This is a genomic window from Alkalicella caledoniensis (assembly GCF_014467015.1).
GTDB classification, from domain to species: Bacteria; Bacillota; Proteinivoracia; order Proteinivoracales; family Proteinivoracaceae; genus Alkalicella; species Alkalicella caledoniensis.
Genome location: NZ_CP058559.1, coordinates 552748 through 573976 on the forward strand (window position 1 = coordinate 552748; position 21229 = coordinate 573976).

19 protein-coding genes and 1 riboswitch are annotated in these 21229 nt (G+C 36.2%); of the genes, 6 read left to right on the forward strand and 13 right to left on the reverse strand.

Translation table 11 applies throughout. The annotated features are described in order from the left end of the window. Positions 1-10: 10 nt before the first annotated feature. From HYG86_RS02835 to HYG86_RS02860, 6 genes are all read right to left on the reverse strand, one after another. Positions 11-1303, reverse strand: coding sequence for a GerAB/ArcD/ProY family transporter (locus tag HYG86_RS02835; RefSeq protein WP_213167436.1), 1293 nt, complete (start codon positions 1301-1303; stop codon positions 11-13). Between the two features lie 25 nt (positions 1304-1328). After that, entirely contained in the window at positions 1329-2435 is a 1107-nt protein-coding gene (locus tag HYG86_RS02840; RefSeq protein ID WP_213167437.1) for a Ger(x)C family spore germination protein, read from the reverse strand. Next, positions 2422-3990 carry a spore germination protein gene (locus HYG86_RS02845; RefSeq protein WP_213167438.1) on the reverse strand — a complete coding sequence of 523 codons (1569 nt, stop codon included), beginning with the start codon at positions 3988-3990 and terminating at the stop codon, positions 2422-2424. Before HYG86_RS02845 ends, HYG86_RS02840 begins: the two co-directional genes overlap by 14 nt. 135 nt (positions 3991-4125) lie before the next feature. Beyond that, positions 4126-4812 (reverse strand): hypothetical protein, encoded by a 687-nt coding sequence (locus HYG86_RS02850; RefSeq protein ID WP_213167439.1) that lies wholly within the window; start codon positions 4810-4812, stop codon positions 4126-4128. A 78-nt stretch (positions 4813-4890) separates the two neighbouring features. Continuing rightward, the gene (locus HYG86_RS02855) at positions 4891-6591 is read right to left on the reverse strand and encodes a B12-binding domain-containing radical SAM protein (protein ID WP_213167440.1); all 1701 of its coding nucleotides are present in this window, start codon (positions 6589-6591) and stop codon (positions 4891-4893) included. 70 nt (positions 6592-6661) lie between these two features. Beyond that, positions 6662-6910 carry a hypothetical protein gene (locus HYG86_RS02860; RefSeq protein WP_213167441.1) on the reverse strand — a complete coding sequence of 83 codons (249 nt, stop codon included), beginning with the start codon at positions 6908-6910 and terminating at the stop codon, positions 6662-6664. Between the two features lie 262 nt (positions 6911-7172). On the opposite strand from HYG86_RS02860, the gene HYG86_RS02865 reads away from it, so the two are divergent. After that, positions 7173-8273 carry a D-alanine--D-alanine ligase family protein gene (locus HYG86_RS02865; protein ID WP_213167442.1) on the forward strand — a complete coding sequence of 367 codons (1101 nt, stop codon included), beginning with the start codon at positions 7173-7175 and terminating at the stop codon, positions 8271-8273. A 31-nt stretch (positions 8274-8304) separates the two neighbouring features. Here the strand turns inward: HYG86_RS02865 and HYG86_RS02870 are convergent, their stop codons facing one another. Together HYG86_RS02870 and HYG86_RS02875 are read right to left on the reverse strand one after the other, a co-directional pair. Then, positions 8305-9156 (reverse strand): GNAT family N-acetyltransferase, encoded by an 852-nt coding sequence (locus HYG86_RS02870; protein WP_213167443.1) that lies wholly within the window; start codon positions 9154-9156, stop codon positions 8305-8307. Between the two features lie 61 nt (positions 9157-9217). Then, positions 9218-9796, reverse strand: coding sequence for a hypothetical protein (locus tag HYG86_RS02875; protein WP_213167444.1), 579 nt, complete (start codon positions 9794-9796; stop codon positions 9218-9220). 116 nt (positions 9797-9912) lie between these two features. On the opposite strand from HYG86_RS02875, the gene HYG86_RS02880 reads away from it, so the two are divergent. After that, positions 9913-10947: a hypothetical protein gene (locus HYG86_RS02880; protein ID WP_213167445.1), complete on the forward strand. Its 1035-nt coding sequence runs from the start codon at positions 9913-9915 to the stop codon at positions 10945-10947. Positions 10948-10995: 48 nt separating this feature from the next. Here HYG86_RS02880 and HYG86_RS02885 read toward each other — a convergent pair whose 3' ends face one another. Further along, on the reverse strand, positions 10996-12096 hold the full coding sequence (locus HYG86_RS02885; protein WP_213167446.1) for a metallophosphoesterase: 1101 nt from the start codon (positions 12094-12096) through the stop codon (positions 10996-10998). Beyond that, positions 12081-13454 (reverse strand): MATE family efflux transporter, encoded by a 1374-nt coding sequence (locus HYG86_RS02890; RefSeq protein WP_213167447.1) that lies wholly within the window; start codon positions 13452-13454, stop codon positions 12081-12083. The genes HYG86_RS02885 and HYG86_RS02890 overlap by 16 nt, the downstream gene beginning before the upstream one ends. Before the next feature lie 247 nt (positions 13455-13701). On the opposite strand from HYG86_RS02890, the gene HYG86_RS02895 reads away from it, so the two are divergent. The 4 genes from HYG86_RS02895 to HYG86_RS02910 all read left to right on the forward strand — a co-directional run bounded on the left by HYG86_RS02895 (position 13702) and on the right by HYG86_RS02910 (position 18197). Beyond that, positions 13702-14025, forward strand: coding sequence for a YlbF/YmcA family competence regulator (locus tag HYG86_RS02895; protein WP_213167448.1), 324 nt, complete (start codon positions 13702-13704; stop codon positions 14023-14025). 117 nt (positions 14026-14142) lie between these two features. Then, on the forward strand, positions 14143-15147 hold the full coding sequence (locus HYG86_RS02900) for an aldo/keto reductase (RefSeq protein ID WP_213167449.1): 1005 nt from the start codon (positions 14143-14145) through the stop codon (positions 15145-15147). 78 nt (positions 15148-15225) lie between these two features. After that, positions 15226-15409: riboswitch (Lysine riboswitch) on the forward strand. A gap of 101 nt (positions 15410-15510) precedes the next feature. Beyond that, the gene (locus tag HYG86_RS02905) at positions 15511-17025 is read left to right on the forward strand and encodes a Na+/H+ antiporter NhaC family protein (protein ID WP_213167450.1); all 1515 of its coding nucleotides are present in this window, start codon (positions 15511-15513) and stop codon (positions 17023-17025) included. A 194-nt stretch (positions 17026-17219) separates the two neighbouring features. Continuing rightward, positions 17220-18197, forward strand: coding sequence for a DUF3048 domain-containing protein (locus HYG86_RS02910; RefSeq protein WP_213167451.1), 978 nt, complete (start codon positions 17220-17222; stop codon positions 18195-18197). Positions 18198-18229: 32 nt separating this feature from the next. Here HYG86_RS02910 and HYG86_RS02915 read toward each other — a convergent pair whose 3' ends face one another. The 3 genes from HYG86_RS02915 to HYG86_RS02925 are packed head-to-tail and all read right to left on the reverse strand — an operon-like array spanning position 18230 to position 21154. Further along, on the reverse strand, positions 18230-18805 hold the full coding sequence (locus tag HYG86_RS02915; RefSeq protein ID WP_213167452.1) for a xanthine phosphoribosyltransferase: 576 nt from the start codon (positions 18803-18805) through the stop codon (positions 18230-18232). A gap of 14 nt (positions 18806-18819) precedes the next feature. Further along, positions 18820-19662 (reverse strand): YjjW family glycine radical enzyme activase, encoded by an 843-nt coding sequence (locus tag HYG86_RS02920; protein WP_213167453.1) that lies wholly within the window; start codon positions 19660-19662, stop codon positions 18820-18822. Beyond that, positions 19655-21154: a YjjI family glycine radical enzyme gene (locus HYG86_RS02925; protein WP_213167454.1), complete on the reverse strand. Its 1500-nt coding sequence runs from the start codon at positions 21152-21154 to the stop codon at positions 19655-19657. Before HYG86_RS02925 ends, HYG86_RS02920 begins: the two co-directional genes overlap by 8 nt. Between the last annotated feature and the right edge of the window lie 75 nt (positions 21155-21229).

The window sequence follows — 21229 nt, forward strand, 5'->3', positions numbered from 1 at the left end:
ATATTTGCTGTTATTTCTTAGAACTGTCATCTTTGTCATTATCAGATTGAGATTCTTCATCATCATTTTCTTCTGTGTTATTCCCATCCTCTTGATTTTGACCATTATCCCCATTTTGAGGGTTCTCGGCTATATCCCCATCTTGTGCACCAAAATTATCCTTAGGATTTTTGTTTTCTTGCTCTTTTTGCATCTCGCTGAGTTCTTTAGGTGATATCCCCTTATTCATTACCACAGCTAAGGCCAAAAAAGCAAAGGGTAGTACACCGCCAAATATTACGCATAGTGTAGGGAAAAAGACCCTTAACTGATGTATGACACTAGATAAGTCTGTGGCTATGGCAGCTGGTAGATAAAACAAGGTTGCTGCCATGGGAAATGAAATTTTTTTAGTATCTTTAAACCCTAGTACCCATGTGATCATAAGTATACTCATAAAACAATAAGCAGTTCCTGCCATAAACATTGCTGCAATCCATACACCTACAAATGTAACCTCGATATGCTCTAAAAAACCACCAATTGATATAATTCTTGCCATTGCAAAGGATGGATAGAGTATATCTGCTGTTAGCCTTGGTCCAAAACTTGCTATGGTCCCAAGAGCCCCTAGAAGCAGAGCTCCACCTGTTAATATAACTACAAAAACAGACTCTGTTTTCACTATTGGCTTTAATTTAGCGATTTCAATAAATTTAAAAAATATCAATATAACCATAGGAATCTGTAACAGCCATGCTGTGGTAAAGAAGCCCCCATTTAATATTCCTTCTAATCCTACAGTAAAAGCGGGTGTTAAGTTATCAAAGTTCATCTGGGTTGTGGCAAGTCCAATAACTGCAACAATTACAAATGCTCCAACTGGCATTACATAAACATTTGTCCTTACAATAGCAAGGGTTCCTTCGTAAACTCCCATAAATAGTATTAGCACAAAAAGTATCCTTATAGCTAGGGGAGGTGTTTCTGGCATAAGCGATAGTACTATAAATTCTTCCAATTGCCTAATAATTAATGCAGAGCTATACAGGAAGAATAGAGCATAAACTACTGCCAGTAATCTCCCAAGGTATTTACCGAAAAGTTCTTCAATAATTTCTTCAAGGCCTTTTTCTGGAAAACGTGTTGATAAGGCTAATGCAAAAAGAGTAAAAGGTATGGCCACTGCTGTACCTAGTATAACTGCAAGCCATGAGTCCTGTAGTGCTACAGATGCAATTATAAATGGCAAATACAAAACAGCAGTGGACAGTACCACACTTATGGAAAGCATGTAGACTTCTCCTGCCACTAGTTTCTTCATTATCTAATCACCTTTCTAGTGTACGTTAGCGTTCTTCTATGTTTATAAATGTTTTAACCCTAATGATTACTTCTGATTGTTGAAACTGATCTTTCCACTTTTGCTCATCCCATCTTGATGGGTACTTACGTCTATAGCGCATACCGAAGCCAATGTAGTCAATCCCTTCTTCTTTTGCATGGTTTACAGTTTCAAGGACAGTGTTTCTTATATATATCTCAGCTTCTTCTTCCATCTGTGTGATGGAAAGGTCTGATTGATCATCATTTAGCACAAGACTTTGGTTTATATCAATGTAAAACACCAGTTTACCATTATCTTGGTGAACTGGATTCACTTTAACATCAGTAGACATGAGTTGAAAAGTTATGTACCTGCCTGGCTGTCTTGTGGGGTTTACAGTAAATACACCATGTTGCACTTCCCCCCTTAGCCATAAAAGCCCTAACACCTGTTTGTTGTTTATGGTTCCCTTCATGGTGGTGTTTTCGAAGTAAGCTGCATTTCTTATGGCTACCTTTTCTTCTTCCTCGCTTATAATAGGCAAAACTATCCTTCTGTCTTCCTCAGTTAAATCTCTAAGCAACTCATATAGTTCTGTGTTAAATAGTTTTGAACGTTCCCTATTAAACCTTAAAGCTTCTTCTATGGCTATGGCTGGTTGGCCTCCTAGTGCTGGTTGTGTCTCCAGTATGGCTTTAATATCACCTTGACCTACCATCATTGCAGTGTTACCTCTAATACGTAGATCTCTTCGCATAAAATCAATTGTTCTTTTTATTCCTTCTTGGGCCAGTGACTCGCTAAATATAACAATTTTTAGGTGACTTAGAAAGGGTCTTCTGTCTGCAGCTTCAAAAAGGTTGTCATAAGCCGCAGAGATGGTTTTACCCGTTCCCTCTATTACAGTTAGTTCATCATCTTCCCCTTCTGCCATCGTTCCTTGAGCAGGCTCACCTATTAGGGCATATAGTGTAAAATCATCATCCTGCCTGTCTATACCCAAGGCTAATATAAAGGCAAGGTCCTCAAGTTCCCTCCTGCTCCAGCAACCTGATATGGGAATTAAGCTCAAAATCAGTAGGGTAGTTATTACTAACTTGCTTACGCTTTTATTTTTATTCTTGTTCATCTTGACCTTGCCCCCCTTGCTCTTCGTTTTTAGGGCCTGACTTACCCATTTGTGGCCATGGTGCTCTAACAAAAATGTCTTTCATGTCTCTCTTTTTAAATGGGGTAACTGGGGACATGTATGGTACACCAAACCCTTCTAGAGCATTTAGATGTAGCATTATTCCTATCAGTCCCATAATTAGTCCGTAAATACCTAATATACTAGCCAATATTATCAGAGTGAACTTTAGTAGTCTTAGGGCGATTACAAAGGAGTAATCTGGAATCAAAAATGAGGCTACTCCTGATCCTGCAACTATAATTACAAGCTGAGGTGATACTAGGCCCGCTTCAACTGCTGCTTGACCCATTACTAGGGCTCCCACAATACTTACAGCCTGACCTGCTGCCTTAGGTAGTCTAAGTCCAGCTTCTCTCAGGCCTTCCAGTACAACTTCTAAAAATAGGGCTTCAACCACAGTTGGAAATGGAACTGGTCCCCTTATGGCGGACATGGCTAGGGCCAATTGTGTCGGGATCATTTCTTGGTGGTATGTGGCTATGGCCACATAGAAGGCTGTCAGGGTGAGAACCAGTACAAAAGCAGCCATCCTAACTAGTCTGTTGAAGGTAGCTATTGGAAAACGCTCGTAATAATCTTCACTAGATTGAAAAAACTGCCAAAAAACCGTTGGAATAATCATGGCAGACGGTGTGTTTTCCGTTAATATTGCTACTCTTCCTTCTAAAAGACTAGCTGCTATTTTATCAGGTCGTTCTGTTGTGGATATAAGTTTAAATGGTGTGAAGGGTGTTTCTTCTATGAACTCGTTTATAACATTTCCAGTAACTAACCCTTCGATATTGATACCGTTAATCTTTTGCTCGACTTCTTTTACCATTGCATCATCTGCTACACCTTTTAAATAACAAACAACAATATCATTATTTGTTGTAGTACCTATGGTTATAGTCTTTGCAATAAAATTCTCTGTTTTTAATCTTCTTCTCAAAAGGCCAATGTTAGTTTGTAGTCCTTCAACAAAACCTTCCCTGGGCCCTTGAACAACAGTTTCATTTTGAGGCTCTGCTATACCCCTTTCCTTCCATGCCCTTGCTTCAACTATCCATGCTTTCCCATATTCTTCTAAAAAAAACACTGCTTTACCCACAACAATAGCTGTCAATACATCTTCCCAAGTGTCAGTTTCCTCTATATCTAAGGCCGCTGGAATGGACTTTAGCATCTTTTCTATACTCTTGAACTTTTCATCAGGCAATTCCGATGTTTCGTAATTATATGTACTGAGCTTCTCTAAGAAAAACTCACTAATCATAACTTTATCGACTAAGGTTTCCATAAATGCAACTGCCAGGTTTAGTTCTCCCTTTGTTCCTATAACCATCTCTCGCAGTATAAAATCAAGATTATCAGAAAAAATATCTTCTAATCTTTTAACGTTGTTCTCGATATTGCTTGAGATCTTCCCATCTTGTTTTTCCTCATTTGGTTTTGTCGTTTTTTCTGGTTTCTTTGCAGGGGTTATTGGTTTTTTTGGCTTTTTTAACTTCAAGATTTCCCCTCCTTTGGGAATTGCTATGTTTAGTATTTACCAGAGTCAAAAATTTAATGAGTAAAAATGAAAAAGCGCCCAAATGGGCGCTAAAACACTGAATACTGAGATGGAGCAACAAAACCAGTGCTAAAATTAAAACCTTTTCTTCTTTCTTCTACTTCGCAAAATCCTAAAGAGCAAGTATAGTAACACTAGAATTATGAAAAGTATGGAGAAGGGTCTTAGGGGGTTGAACCAGTAGTTAACTCTAAACCAAGTTGCCGGATATTGTAGTAGCTCTTGTACGCCAAAGCTTTCTTCTTTACCCACTGTCAACACATAGCTCCCTGTCTGTCCAAAGGGATTATATACAGCTATAAAGTACTGACCATCTTCGGGAATCTCCAAGGATATTTGTTGTTTTTTTATGTACGATGTTTGTGTAAAGGGTTCGAAAAATCTCGTTCGGTTATTTCCAGGTTCCACGGCATATCCGTGTTCGAAGGGAGCAACCAAATCTAAATATTCATTTGGTATGAGGTCATCAAATGGTCCAAATACCAGCTTCATTAGCATGAAATCCCTATCTCTTTCTGTATTGGGAACCATTATCTGAGAGTAAAATACCTGGCCTTCTTGAGCTGTGAATGTATAATAGTCTATTTGGCCTTCCTCTAAAATTCTACTGTATATTGCTTTGGATTCTTCAATGTCTTCAATTTCATGGCTTTCATCAATTGAATTGTTAGTTCCATTAATAAATATGCCTTGGTGAGCATAGATAGTGTTAGGCAATAGTAATAATAGTGTTAGTAATATGAAGCAAGAGATTTTTTTCATTTCCATCCCTCTCAACTTTCGTTTAAGATATGATATATTGTTGACCTAATGGACAGAATTATTCACGTACTAATCATTCTAAATATTTATTTCTAAAACCCTAGGTTTCTCAAAAAGACCTTCTTTGGATTTATAATCAAATAGCAGATAAACAACTTCTTCTTTTAGGGATATGGGATTGACAGCAAATTTCTCTACTATTATCTGTTTGTATATTTCAGTTGGCCTAATATCTGAAAAGTGAGGTATGTATTTTTCAATATTCGAGGGATCTTTTAAAAATTCAAAGACTCTCTCCTTTAGCTTTGTCTTTTCTCCAAAAAATTCTGGTAGGGTATTTGTTCTTTTATGTAATAGGTAGTCGTATTTCAGTATCTCCATAAAGACATTCTTAGGCACATCTACCAATTCAGAAAATTCCTCTAATAGCTGGTATAAATCATTATGGGATATATTAGCACCAACCAAGTTTTTCTCTTGGTAGAATTCATATATTTTTTCGTACACCTCAAAGTAATTACCTAGTTTTCCATGTAGATATTCCATTGTTTTTTCGAACTTATGGCTATTATAGAATGTTTCTAATAAGTGTTCAATTCCCTTTAACTTGATCATTTCATGGAATTTTATATATTTGCTTTCTAGTATTTCATATGGTGCAAATTCATTAAATTTATACTGATGTAACCCGCTTTCTTCCCTTATCTTTGATCCTTTAAGTAGCTTTAAAAAACCTAGCTGTAGCTTGTGAGGTTTAAGGGCCATTACATCATTAAAGGATTTCTTAAATGACTCAAAATTCTCATAAGGCAAGCCAGCTATGAGGTCTAAGTGTTGATGTATATTGTTAAAGTGATTTACTCTACTTACTATTTCCTTTATTTTTTTAAAATTTGTTGAACGTTGGATGGCTTTTACACTTTCTTCATTTGTTGTCTGAACCCCTATTTCTAGCTGAATCCTGTTTAAGGGCATTTGTTCTAATAGGTTTAAAAGTTCTTCTGTGATTAAGTGTGCTGAGATTTCTAAGTGAAATGTAGTTTCGGTGTCTAGATTTTTAATAAATGTTAATATGTCTATTGTTTTGTCTATGTCACAGTTAAAGGTTCTATCTACAAATTTAATCATTGATGTAGCCTGACTAATTAGCTCTAATTCCTTTTTAACCTTCTCTACATCAACATACCTAACACCATGGGTAGTTGATGATAAACAATATGAGCAGCTAAAAGGGCAACCCCTACTTGCTTCATAATATAGTATCTGTTGTGATAGGGCTGTTAAGTCTTCGCCATTGTATGGGAATATCCTATCAGTCAGGTCTGGTACTTCGCCCATGTTGTTGTCGGTATTTTTAGTCATCACTGCAGGGATATTCTCTATGCTTACACCGGTATTTATGGCCTGTATAACTTTCTTAAAGGGTATCTCCCCTTCCCCTTTTATTATGCAGTGGATATATGGATGTTGCTTTAAATAATCTACTGTTTCGAATGACACTTCTGGTCCACCAAGTACTATCTTAGTGTCTGGGAGAACTTTACTTAAAGAACTACACAGTTTATTAACCATCTCGATATTCCAGATATAACAAGAAAAGCCTAATATATCAGGCTTTTGTATATAAATATTCATTAAGACATCGTCAAAGTGATTGTTTATTGATGGTTCATATATGGAGACTTCTATGGGAAGCTCTTCTATAGAATTTCTTAAATAACGTATGGCTAAATTAGTGTGTATATATTTTGCATTTATTCCCACAAGCAAGACTTTCAAATACTTCAACCCCTTTTACAATTGGTACATATTAACTCTAATGATAATTCAGATGCATGAAAAAATCAAGTTATTCCATATACCTGACCGCTGCGTCTATAACTACATTATCCCCGTCTTCTTTATACCTCACTAGGCCTATTAGTCCGTCATCGTGATCTTCTTCTAGATAGTTTACCACAAATTGTTGTAAAGCTGCTTGGCTAAAGGGATCGTGGAAGTTATTTAATGAATTGAAATAATCCTCCGTTGATACTTCTAGTTGTTTGTGGGTAACTCTAAAACTTTTATCTCCTCCATGAATATTTCTAATTTCCATTATCTTATTCCTCCCGTTTATCTAGTATTATTGTTATTAAAATTAGTGTTAATCTATTTATTAATACTTATTCAATCTCGTGATTTTACCTTTTAAAAGTTCTTTTTTACTTTGTTTTGCCATAGATTATATATGTGCAAAGAGCCTGCAAAAAATAAAGTTTCTAAATCGACAAAAATACTTAATTTCCCTCTTGCAGTTCTGCCAACTTTTCATTAGAATAGTTAGAGATTGATTATTTTCTTATGAAGGAGATAGAAGGGTGAAAAAGAATATTTTATTTTTATTTAATGCCGTGGAGGATAGTAAAAGAGTAGGTATTTTCGGTGAATGTGCTTCTTTTAAAGCGGTTGATGCAATTTATAATGGATTAATAAAAAGCGGGAACAATGTGGAGCCTTTAAATGTTTTGAATCCACAACAATTGTCAGATAAAATCAATCAAGGAAACTATCATTTGGCCTTTGTTATAGCTGAAGGTTATTTAGAAATTCCAGAAACTTTGTATGATGGTTCAGGCTCACAACTTATACGTCAAGTTCTAAAAGCCCATAATCTCCCATATACCCATTCCGATATTGAATGTATGGAGTTTTGTAGAAACAAGGATTTCACCTATCAGATTTTAAAAGAAAACGGCATTTTAGTCCCTAGCTTCTGTGTGTTGAATCCAGATTTAGACTTATTAGATCAGCTTCAAGAAATAGATGCTACCATGGATTACCCTTTATTTGTCAAGCCAACTGGTGGCGGAAATAGTATCGGTATAGATGAAAGCTCAATTGTTTATAATTTTGAGCAGTTAGATAATAAAGTTACAGCCCTGATTACTCAATTGGGCAATGTTATGATTTTAGTTGAGACATACCTAAGTGGAAGGGAATACACCATAGGTGTAATTGGTGATGATAATCCTTTTGTTCTTCCAGTTGTGGGCTTCCCTTTGACATATAAGGTTCGTAGTTTCAATTCTAAAAAAGCAGAGCATAGCCAAAGGGAGAGCTTTCAAATAGTAGATTGTGATGATCCCCGTTATCTCCAAATTCAAGACTTAGCTATCAAGACCTTTAAAAGTGTAGGTGCAGAAGATGTTATAAGGCTTGAAGTACGTGAAGATAGCAATAAAAATCTATATGTTATAGATGTTAATGGAACCCCGGCTGTAACTCAAGGTGCTTCCTTAGCTTTCATGATGGAGCAGCTAGGTTTAGAGCATTATCAGCTAATTTGTTCAGTTCTGTACTTTGCTATGTTGAAAAACGACATTGAAGTTAATAGCGAGTTAAAAAACATCATGGGTCATATACTTGGTGTCCTAGCTCCATATCAACAAACTATCAATACTGCTCAACAAGCAATGTAAAAAGCGCCTACGGGGCGCTTTTATTTTTTGTTTATTTCGTTAGTGGGTAGTTGAACATGTATACATTTGGAGAAATACTCTCTTCCCAAAGTTTGTAGCCACTTTGTTCAAGTACTTCATTTAATGGGGTAGGATATGTCATCACTTCTAGTTCGTCGTCACCAGCTGGCTTTAGCTTATGAAATGAATTTAAGCAAGTCTTCAGTGATTCCTTCTCCCCACAGTAGAAATTAATGTTTGGTAAGTTATTTTGTTGTACCTTATAAATCAAAAGAGCTTTTTTGTCTGGGCTTATTATTATACGATTTTCATTAGAGTGCTCTTTTATCTTTTCTTTACTTAGCTTATAGAACTTCCAGCTTTCAGCAAGATAACCATTGGATAATTGGTATTCATTGGAGCTTTTGATTATTTCCCACGCAATTTCTGGTTCATTACAGTTAATGGCTGTTTCCTTTACATCAGTAAACATCTCTGGGTTTACTAATGTCATATGAGTAAACCCACACTCACGTATGAAACCGTGTTTTTCACCGCTTTTTATGCTTCCGTAGTTTTCGTAGTATGTGGAAAATTTAAGGGTTTTTGCCTTTAGTTGTATAGCTTTTTCTATGTAGTATTGAGTAATTATATTTGCATATCCTAACTTCCTATGATTTCTATCCACCCGTATTCCTTCAAGCCATACATCTTCATCAGTGATATAAGTGAATTTAGCGTATGCCCTTACTTTCCCATCCACTTCTAGTACCGTAAACTCCCCTTTTTCATCACTTAGCCACTGATCTACAACCATTGGAATGTAGTCTGTTCCTTCCCATACATCTTTGCTTATTTCCAACATCTGCTCTTTATCTTCTAATCTTGCCCTTCTTATACTCACTGTTATCACCTCGTAATCTCATTTTAGCTTATGAGATGGTAATAGTAAATAGTTGTTGAGGCTATGAATTTTTTACTGTTTTTTTCTGAGGAGCAACGAAGTATTTTTTTATGTTGAAGTCTCCTATGTAGCGATAATCTTCGAACACGAACTTTATATCTAGGTTCCTTGCGTAGTCCTTTGCGGTTCTATCTATGTGCCCTGTACAGAAAAATAGTACATTTTTATTTTGTTTTTTATCTGATATTTCCTTTACCCTTTGTATATCAGTTGTTTCGATTCTTTCCTTTCGATAAAAGGCAAATATAAAAAATGTATGTAAACCTGTCACCTCTGATATAAAAAACTCTTTATTTTTTTTTATTACCTTAATCCCTTGTTCTTTACTTTTCTTAGTGGGTTCTACCTTTTCTTTAATAACTGATAATAATTTATCTATTTCTGTGAATTTCCATAGCCGGTAGTTTCTTATAAAGGTAATTAGATAAATACAAGGGAATAGCACCATCAATATAAATATTGCTATGACCTCCACTAAACTTGTCCAGTGGAAGTTTTGTACAGTTAAGGTAAGTCCTTGGAAGGTAAATGATGTCCCCGCAATCACAAGTAAAAAGAGCATAATAACTTTAATAAACAAATCTCTCACCCCCTAAATTTATAACAAATATATGTAATAGGATGCATATATATACCTTAGGAGATATGACTTTTAGTTTTAATAGTTATATAAGATTGTAGAGATGGGGGATTTTTGTGAAAAAAATTAGTTTTTTGGTGTTATCAGTATGTTTTGTTTTTCTAACAGGTTGTGGGACAAAAGTGAGTACCTATAGTTTCGGCTATACGGAAAGCACTAGGTTTAACCCATACGAAAAGGTTACTTTGGAGAACATTGCTTTTAGTGAAGTAAGTGAGTCTACCAATCTAGACTTAGCTGTTTTTGAGTTAAAAGGAGAATCAGAAAGTTATTTAATAGATTACGCTATATCTTTGGCACAGGATACAAGTACGGGAGTAATATACAACATAGATCATAAAACCCGTGAGGTACTTAGTATCAACAAATTTTTACTCGATGAAATTATTTTTGGTGAAATTATCCCATGGAGTGAAGCTGACCAATTATTCCCTAGACTAGGCAAAGGGGTAGTTAGGGATTTAGAAACAGGTATATATTTTAGAGTGCAGCGCAGGGGCGGTACAAACCATGTAGATTTTCAACCCCTAACTAAACAGGATACAGAAAGTATGTTCAACGCATATTCAGGTTCTTGGAGCTGGGACAGAAGAGCTGTGATTGTTCAATCTGGTGGAAGATACATAGCAGGGTCTATGAATGGCATGCCCCATGGTGCAGGGGCAATACAAGATAATAATTTTAATGGACATTCTTGCATACATTTTAGTGGTAGCATAACCCATGGCAATGATAAGTTAGATTTTGCCCATCAGTTAATGGTAAAAAAAGCTGGAGGTTTATTCTTTGATACCCTTATGGAAATGCCACCTGAGGATATCTTAAGGGCCTTTATAATTCTCTCTACACAAGAACAAGTACATTATCTACAATACATATTGAGAAATTCCGCAGAAGACACTTCCTTTTTTAGCAACATGCAGTCCATTCATTTGGGTCCAATTGTCAGGGCAGAAGATGAAGCAGACTATGTAAAACTGGAAGTGGAAGCTATGTACTACCTTGATAATATAAGACACGAAGAAGTACTTACATTTGACTTATACAAAGAACCATGGGATTTGACTTGGAAGATTAAATTTGTCAAGTAGGAACTCCAAAAACTAATCAACAAAAGCGCCCATTTGAATTTAGGCGCTTTATTGTATTTTTTTACCGTGCCTATCCACGTGCCCTATTGGCCAAGTCCCTGTTTCTACTTTTGTTTCTCCATTTTCCTTGTATATAAAATTACCAGCGTACCATAAAAAGTCAAAATCTTTAATTATCTCAAGAATTTCAAAATCCACTTCGAATTCCGACCCATTTACTGAAAAAAGCTTTATATTATCCCCTTCCTTATACTTAGGGACTTTATATGGATAGCTTTTAGGCCTTTCTACCATGGGGATAAAAATATCAGTTAAAGGCTCATCTAAAATCATAGCTTGCTTTTCTGTATAAACCTTTATCTTGTCTCCTTTAAATTCAATGGCGCAGGCTAGATTGTTTTGGTTAATTCCTACATCCACATAAACTAGCTTACCTTCGCATTCTACAGATAGGCCATTTTTTGGTGTATGGCCTACCACTTGGTATTTGATACCCATATTTTTACAGGTTTTTGTTAGCAGGTATTTATCATAATTTCTTAGCCAAAAAAGCCCTTCCCTGCTAAAAATCCCTGTTTGATATTCATCTATAGACCCTTGGGTGAAGGTTAGTTTAACTTTTTCTTCAATCTCTTCTAAAGGGATATTCCCCTGTAATCCTCCATGGGTAAACAAAATTCTATCTACAACTAATGTACATCTATTATTTTGAAGCAGTCTTTTCCCATAAAACCCCTGGGGAGAGAAATCCTGATAAAAATCTGGCAGGCATGGCCAAGAATTGTCATAATCATCCCTTCCTGTTGCCTTAAGCCATTCCTTGTATACACTGTATCCCCCATTATAATACCAGTGCATTTTTGCATAGTTATTGCCAAGACCTGCAAATAATGCCATTACCTCATGGTTACCATACAACAATTCAAACCTTGAGTTATGCTTAACTGCTTGCTTTTTTAGATTATTTACTAATTTTATTACCTTTAACGAGTGGGGACCACGGTCAATGAGGTCACCCATTTGTATAACTACGGTGTTAAAAGCTTTCCATTTGTTATCACTGCCAATAACACCACACAATTTCAGTGATTTGAGGAGCAAATCCAATCTTCCGTGAATATCTCCAATGGCTATTATTCTTTTTGCCACAATGTCCCCCTCTCTTTCTTTAGGTGTTTAACCTTTAATGTAAACCAGATAAAACCCACTGTAGCAAAGGTTATATCAGATAGGGCTATTGCCCACCATAACCCCCTTGCTCCTAAATCAGTATAACTTGTTAAAATGTAAGCCATGGGGACACCTACTACACCAAGCCTTACAAAATTAACTATTAAACTAGGATAACCTTCTCCTATACCTTGAAAAGCAGAGGAAGATATGAAGCCTATACCCAAAAATCCATAAAACATGGGTATTGTTCGTAGATATTGGATACCGTAAACTGCAACAGAGGGATCTGCCCCGAAAACCCTCATGACAGTATCTGGAAAAGAGTAAAACACTATACCTATTGAAGCCATAAGGAGAAATGCATTGCCCATGGCAGCAAAATAAGTTTTGTGTACTCTGTCAAGTCTACCTGCCCCATAGTTCTGACCAATCATAGTTACAGTGGCCACGGAAATTCCAAGGCCAGGTAAAAATGCAAGTGAGTCAACCCTAAACCCTAAACCCAGTGCTGCCACTGCACTTTCACTAAACCTCATTGCAATGCTATTGTAGACAAATAAAGATATGGATAGCATTCCTTGAGCCACTGATGCAGGGATCCCCACGGCAAGTATCTTTCTTATTATCCCCATATCCCACATCCATGTGTTGAATACCATTGTTATGGAGGATTTATTTTTTCCAAAGTGTCTTACTACAAAAAATAATCCTATGGCCCTTGATATTACTGTGGCCATGGCAGCCCCTTGTACACCGAAAGCAGGTATTGGCCCAAATCCAAAAATGAGTATTGGGTCTAATATGATATTACATACAGTGGCTATCATCAAGTTAACCATAGATGTCCGCATATCACCTTCTCCCCTTAAAATCCCATCAAAGGCTGAATATGTAAAAAAGAATATGTTGCCAATAAATATAATAGTGTTATAGCCGATGGCGTAGCTCAAAAGTGTTCCTTGGGCGCCAGTAGCCCTAAAAATAAAGGGTGACGCTGCAATCCCAACAACTGTGGATACGATGGCTATAAGTACTGATAAAACTATACTTTGGTTTGCCGTTAGATTAGCTGTTTCTTGATCCTTCGCACCTAAGGATCTTGCAATAAGGGAGCTGGTTCCTATGGCTACGCAGTTTCCTAATGCCAGAATTAAAAAGAAAATCGGCAGGTGTAGACTCACAGCTGCCAAAGCTGTTTCACCAATCCTACTTACAAAGATAGTATCAACTATATTGAATAGGGTTTGAAGGAGCATCCCTGCAGTAATTGGCAATGCTAGTTTATAAAGGGTTTTTAATATACTTCCTTGAGTTAAGTCGGTCCTGTTTTTCATATTAAATTGTATCCTCTCTAAATATTATTGTGATTTAGGCTATAATAGTATTATTGTACAATTACAAAACATTTTATGGTCCTGTCTTGGTCTTGGTCTTGATCTTGATCTTGATTTAAGAATAACATGATTAAACTAATCTAATTATAGGAGATTTTTTTTCCTAATACAACCAATTTCAATAAAAATAAAGGTTTTGTATGTTCAATGTCGAAGTAAGTTAAGACAAATTTTGGAGGTGTTAATTTTGATTAAAGAAAAAGCTCTAGAGCTAGCTAACTTAATTAAAGATTCAGAAGAATTCAAAGCAGTTAAATCCGCAGAAGCTAGATTGAAGCTAGATCCTAATGCCCAAGACCTTATTAATGAGTTCCAAGGTATTCAACAAAGGGTTATGGAAAAGCAGTATCAAGGTCAGCAACCTGAAGCAGAAGATATCCAACAGCTTCAAGGCCTACAAGGTCAGCTACAATTAAACCTAACTGTTAAAGCTTTGGTTGAAGCACAAGAAACATTTGAAAAAATGATGACTGAAGTTAATGAAACAATCGGTCAAGAACTAAGCAAATAAATTGGAATCCTTCGGGATTTCTTTTTTTGTCTAGAAATACTTGTTTTCCCTTCATCTCTTTACATTCTTTCATTATATTTCTATAATAGAAATATAATGAAAGGGTAGGTGATTTTTATGTATAAGCATTTAGGTTCTACAGATATTAGTATTTACCCCTTAGGTATAGGTGGTATTCCTATCCAAAGAGTTAGTTTTGAAGATGCCAGGGAAGTTATTGCCCATGCTAAAGGTTTAGGCATTAACTTTATTGATAGTGCTCAAGGGTATAGTGATAGTGAGGCTAAAATAGGCTTTGCCATAGATAGTCACAAAAACTATTGGAAGCTTGCAAGTAAGTCACCAGCTAGGGATAAGAAAGGTATGGAAGAAGCTGTAACCAATAGTTTAAAGAAATTTAACCGCGATTATATGGACCTTTATCAGTTACATCTTATCTCCTCAATGGAAGAATTAGATACAGTTCTAGGCCCTAATGGCGCCATGGAAACCCTACATAGGTACAAAGAACAGGGTTTTATAAAGCATATAGGCATAACCGGGCACAAGCCTGAAGTACTGATCAAAGCTCTAGATATCTATCCCTTTGCCACTGTACAGGTTCCTTTCAATCCCCTTGAAACACAAAGCATTGAACTTTTAGAGTACGCTAAATCCAAAGGTGTTGGGACAATTATAATGAAACCCTTAGCAGGTGGTGCGTTAACTAGCCCCACTGCCTGTATTAAATACATATTGAATCAACCTTTTGTTGATACAGTTATTCCTGGGATGGAATCTATAGAACAAGTTCAACAGAACTTTGAAGCTAGTCAAAACTCCTCTCTCTGTGTAGATGAGCAGGAAGCCATTGATAAAGATATTAGGGAACTGAAAAATAATTTTTGTAGACGCTGTGAGTATTGTCAGCCGTGTCCTCAAGGAATAAAAATCCACAGTGTATTTACACTGCACGGTTATTATTCCCGCTATGGTCTAAAGGATTGGTCCATTCCCAGATATCAAGGTCTACCAGTTTTAGCTGATATATGTACTGAGTGTGGTATTTGCGAGACTAAGTGTCCCTATGAACTTCCTATTAGAGATATGCTGAAAGTAGCTCACAAGGACTTTAGTGGTTAATACTATTTTTTTATTGACAACTTCAACTATGTGATGTAAACTAAACAAGTATTTTAACTTAATAAATTACCTCACTTCTTGTGGGGTAGAGGCGCGATACTTATTAGTACCGTGGGTGAGCTTGAGAAGCTAAGACCCCCCGGGAAAGGAAATATCGCCGAAGTAAATGTAAGCTCAAAGTACATTTGCTGGGTCTGCAGTGAACAATTGCAGGACTGTCACAATAGGTATCCAAAATCTATTGTGGTGCGCTATCTCATTTATGGGAAGAAGGAGGAATTTAGGGCAAATTATATTATTTGCGACCTGAGTTTACTCAGGTCGTTTTTATTTTGTAAAAAATTATTAAAGGAGTTGTTTATTATGGAAAATACTATTTGGGCTTTACTTCCCCCTGTTTTAGCAATCATTTTAGCTATTATAACAAAACAAGTTATATTTTCATTATTTGTAGGAATTTTTGCAGGTGCAATGTTGCTTACAGGATTCAATCTCTTTACTGCTTTTGACCTAATTACGACAACACTTGTGGAGAGCATAGCGGACCCTGAGTGGAATACCCCTATTATTCTTTTTTGTTTACTATTAGGGGCGATAATCGGTATGGTAACACATAGTGGTGCTACACTTTCCTTTAGTGAGTGGGCAGCAAACAGAATTAAAACTAAAAGAGGCGCCTTGCTAACAACCTGGGCCTTAGGTATCGTCATGTTCATTGACGATTATTTTAACAGTTTGAGCGTTGGTGCTATAATGCGACCCATAACTGACAAACACAAAATTTCAAGGGAAAAGCTGGCTTATATACTGGATTCTACGGCTGCACCTGTTTGTATAATCGCTCCCGTATCCACTTGGATTGCTTTCGTTATGTCCTTACTTGCCAGTGAATTTCCTAATTACGGAATAGATATGAATCCTTTTATGGCATTTATATATCTAATTCCATATAATTTTTATGCTATATTAGCCCTACTACTTGTTGTGCTAGTAGCGGTTGTTGGTAGAGATTTTGGTCCAATGGTGGAGGCAGAGCAAAATCCTGTATATGACCAAGAAGAAACCACGCAGTTTGAAGGTGGAAAAGGTTCAGTAATTGACCTTGTGCTACCCATCGCAACTTTAGTTTTCGGTACATTGATATCCATGGTATATTCTGGCGGCTTCTTCGACGGCGGAGTAACACTGTGGGATGCATTTGCAGATAGCGACCCAGCTGTTGCCCTAATTTACGGAGGTTTTATAGCTGTAATCGTTACAGTTCTTCTCTATACAGTTAGAAGAGTGGTTCCCTTTACTGAAATCTTCACAGGCTTTACAAAGGGTATGAAAACAATGCTAGATGCCGTTGTTATACTTGCTCTAGCTTGGACCATTGGATCTATCACTAAAGAACTTGAAGTTGGGCAATATATTGCTAATTTAGTAAGTGGTGGAAGCCTTCCTTTATTCTTATATCCTATAACTTTATTTGCAATTTCAGGAATTGTAGCTTTTTCAACTGGTAGTTCTTGGGGAACATTTAGTATAATGATTCCTATAGCAGTACCTATTGCTGCTGCAGGCACAGGTACTGAGCTTTTGCTTCCTGTAATAGGTGCAGTACTTGGTGGTGCTGTGTTCGGTGATCACTGTTCACCTCTTTCAGATAGTACAATTCTTTCATCTGCAGGGGCAAATTGTTCTCACATTAAGCATGTTAACACTCAATTACCTTACGCACTTTACACTGGTGTTTTTGCTAGTATCGGTTTTATCCTGTCAGGTCTTGGTGTGAACCCATTTATAGCCCTTATAATAACGGGGCTTATGTTAGCAGGAAGTTATATATACCTTCCACAGCTAACAAGCGGTTTAAGTAAAAAATCAAGCATGTAACAAAAAAACGCCCTCGGGCGTTTTTCTTGTTACATGCATATATGGTGTACATTACCCATACCCTAATTCCCTTTGCTTTTTTCGTACATATAGACGTGGAAGAATTAAAAAAGTTTCATTATTCGTCTAAATAAATTAAAGTTTTTTAACAAAAAGTATTAATTTACTGGTATTATATGATTGAGGTGATAAATATGTTGAAAAGAATATTTCTAGTATCTATTGTTTTAGTATTATTAGTTGCAGGGTGTAGTAAAAATGTAGATCCTGAGCCAGACCCCGTAGATGCTTCCCCTTCAGATCAAAGGGAAGCCTTTGCACCAAATATTGAACATAGTGACCTTTTCACTATTACCATTGACAACAACCCTGGTGCTAGACCCCAAACAGGTCTTAATTTAGCACAGAGAATATATGAAGTCCCTGTGGAGGGTGGCATAACAAGGTTCATAGCTTTTTACTTACACGAGGAAGTTGATAAAATAGGTCCTGTTCGTAGTGCAAGGGAAGATTTTTTAGATTTAATATTGCCATATGACTCAGCCTTCGCCCATTGCGGTGGCGCAAAAGAAGCCATTACTCGTATAGCAAGGGATATAAACAAAGACTTAGATGAAATCAACAATACACCCTTTGCCTTCTACCGCGATAACAGTAGAAAAGCTCCCCATAATCTCTACACTTCCACAGAGCTCTTAAATAAAGCCTATGAACGAAGAGGTTTCACTGAAATGACAGAGTTTAGATTTGAGCAAAGTATCAAAGGAGACTTTTCCAGTGAAAACGCAACAAGCTTTAGCATACCCTATTTCAGATCTAATTCTTACAACTATAAAATTTCCTATGAGTATAGTAGCTCCCTAAGAAAATACATAAGATACACCAATGATAGTTACCACGAGCTTACAGATGACCAATCCCTCATGGCTAATGGGGTAATTGTAATAAAGGTTGATTTCCAAACCCTTTCAAATGGTGGAATGGACTTGAAAACAATTGGCGAGAATACTGCATACGTTTTTTATGGTGGCAATTACATAGAAACAAAATGGAGAAAAAACTCTGCATCAGAACATTTTACCTTTTTAATTGATGGAAGCTTTGTGGAAATTAATAACCCTGGGTTTATATTTCATATCCTCCCTAAGGATAGAAGTATAAACATAGATTAGAAAAAGCGCCTAAAGGCGCTTTTTTAATTTACTCAGTTATCCCTGAAATAGATTCTTTCATCTTCAATTTTCTCAATTATAGCTAAGGAGTGTAAATTGTAACCTTTCTCCCTAAGGATTTTACCTCCTTGCTGGAACCCTTTTTCTACTGCTATACCTATACCAACAACCTCACCTTGGGATTGCTTTACAATATCTATAAGCCCAAAGCTTGCTGCTCCCATGGCTAAAAAGTCGTCTACTATCAGAACTTTATCATCGTTGTTCAAAAACTCCTTGGATACCACTATCCCATTTTTCTCTTTCTTTGTATAAGAAAAAACTTCGCTGTAGTAAAAGCTTTCAGTCATTGTGGAAGGTTTTTTCTTTTTGGCAAATATCACTGGTATACCCATCTTTACACCCATTAACATAGCGATGGCGATACCTGAAGCTTCTATGGTTAATATCTTTGTTGGCTCTAAATGGGAAAATTTCTTCACAAATGAGTCTGAAATAGTATCTAGGATGTATGGATCTAATTGATGATTCAAAAATGAGTCTACCTTTACTATATCCTTAGAAATTATCTTACCGTGTTTTATTATTTGTTCTTCTAAAAATTTCAAGTTCTACCTCCATATCAGTTGTTAATTATAACTTTTGTTAATCCTTGCTTTATAAGGATGTCTTTAATTTTTTCCATTTTTTCTTTTGTGGGAGAATCTAGCTCTCTATACCTTCCTTTAACTCCAAAGTTTCTAAATGGTATCAGTATAGTTCTAATACTTCTATCTAGACTATTTACCAGAACGCCTAATTTTATAATCTCATTTTCTTCATCATTAACTCCTGGCACCACTACATATCTTAATTCATGCATCCTGCCAGCTTTAAAAATCTTTTCTATGCTATTTATCACCTTATGGTTAGGCTGCTCTGTAATTGAATTGTGGACCTCTGAGCTAACTCCCTTAAGATCAAGCATGAATCCATCAGTTATAGGTATAAGGTTGTCTAAAGCAATATCTTCAATATATCCATTGCTGTCAATGAAGGTAGTTAACTCCAAGCTTCCTTTTATTTTCTCGAAGAGTTCTTTTATGAATTGCCACTGGAGTGTACATTCCCCTCCCGAGATGGTTATACCTTGAATAAAGTCTTTTACATTCAAAATACGCTTATATAGTTGTTCTACAGTATAATATTTGGCTTTCGGAGTAGAAGAGTGTGGGCATAAAGATATACATTGATCACAGTTAATACATTTCTCCTCGTTATGGATTACCTTGTTATTTATTGTCTTTAGAGCACCACTTTGGCATGCTGAAACACATATTCCACAGTCTATACATTTATTGATAGTTTCAGGGTTGTGGCAATAACCACAGTTGAAATTACACCCCTGCAGAAATATAGCCATCCTGTTGCCAGGTCCATCAACAAAGGAAAAATCAATTATTTTGGTTACTAAACCTTTATTCATCTGCTATTCTTATTTTTCTTTCTAGGATCCTTTGATTATCCACTGCTTCAGCACCTAAGTTAGCAGAAGAATCCTTATTTTTGATCCCTTTTCTATAGTTATCTAGGTCTGTACGTTTAATCATATACCCTGTTATCCTGATAAGATCACTATCCCCTACATTTACAGTAAAGGTTCTAAGTCCCCTTTTCATGGATCCTTTTATAATATCAGCCATTGATTGTGGGTTATCTCTCACTGTTTTATCAAAAATAAATATATCACTTACACCAGAGGTGAAGTATTTATGAAAGGGTATCACTGCCCTTAAGTGGTTAAATAATGGGGGCTCATCTCCTATTGGTATACGGGTTCCAGCTGTTTCTTCCACATCTTCGGAAATACCAGATTGGGAGTGAAATACTACCTTTCCTCCACTTCCTTCACAGTATAGTCCATCTTCATTTAATAAATAATTATTCAGTGTATCCACTATTTTTAAACCTAAGTCTGTGGTGTTAGAATCAACTCCGTATTTACCATTAGAGAACATGTTAGCTGTTTCTGCAAGCCCAAATATCCCTACCATGGAAGTGAATTTTTCCAAATCTATAAAACCTTCTTCAGCTAAAAAATCATTCTCATAAAACTTAACATCTTCCACTAAAAATTTAGCCCTAGCATTTGCCATATCAACACTTGCTTTAGCTATTTCCTTAAGTTTATTATTTAAGAAATCATCAAGATTTATTGCCTCTTTGGCTAACCTCAACAGATTTATACGAATAAGGGTGTGGCTACCTCCCCCTATTTTCAAGCTATTGTAACAGCTTACAACCCCGTAATTTCCCACCTGCTCACATATCATCTTATTGTTGTGGAAGTGTGGTTTACCTGTGGTAAGGGCCGTTCTAACACCTTCAATAAGATAATTATCCTCTGTTAGGTTTTCATCAAATTTGAAGGATATATTTGGAACACCTTGCTTTAATTCACGCTCTGCTTTAAGAATCAACCTACCCACTAGGGTATCTTCTGGTCCTATATTCATGTGTGCAAAACCATCTGCAATCATTCTATCTATACTAATTAAAAACCACTTTATCATTTTGTAAACTGAGTCAATATCCATCTCTTTAACATATGGTGTTAGCAATTTATCAATTTCTCCTAAAAAAACCGGTTGGCCTGTTATTGACGGCACATTGGTATACATAATTAAAAGTGTTTGGATAGCCTCAAATAAGTCCTCAGGAGGACTAAGATTTAAAAACTTACTGCCTTTTTCAAATAGCAGTTCATAATCTGGTAAAATATACCTTGATCTATATGGAGCATGTCCCTCATAAAGGTCACATAATATTTTTTTACTGTAGTATTCCTTTGTCTTTTCTTGTATTTGGGGGTAATCTAAAATGTTTTCAGCCTGTGATGCTAAAAGGTGTTTCTTTTGTCTATAGGTAAGGGTGTTATCTGTAACGATTTCATATATTATCTTTTGTTTATCATTCACTGGTGTTCCCTCCTTCAATCTGTTTAGAAATATTGTTATTATTATAACACTTTCTTGTGATTTTTTGTTAATAAA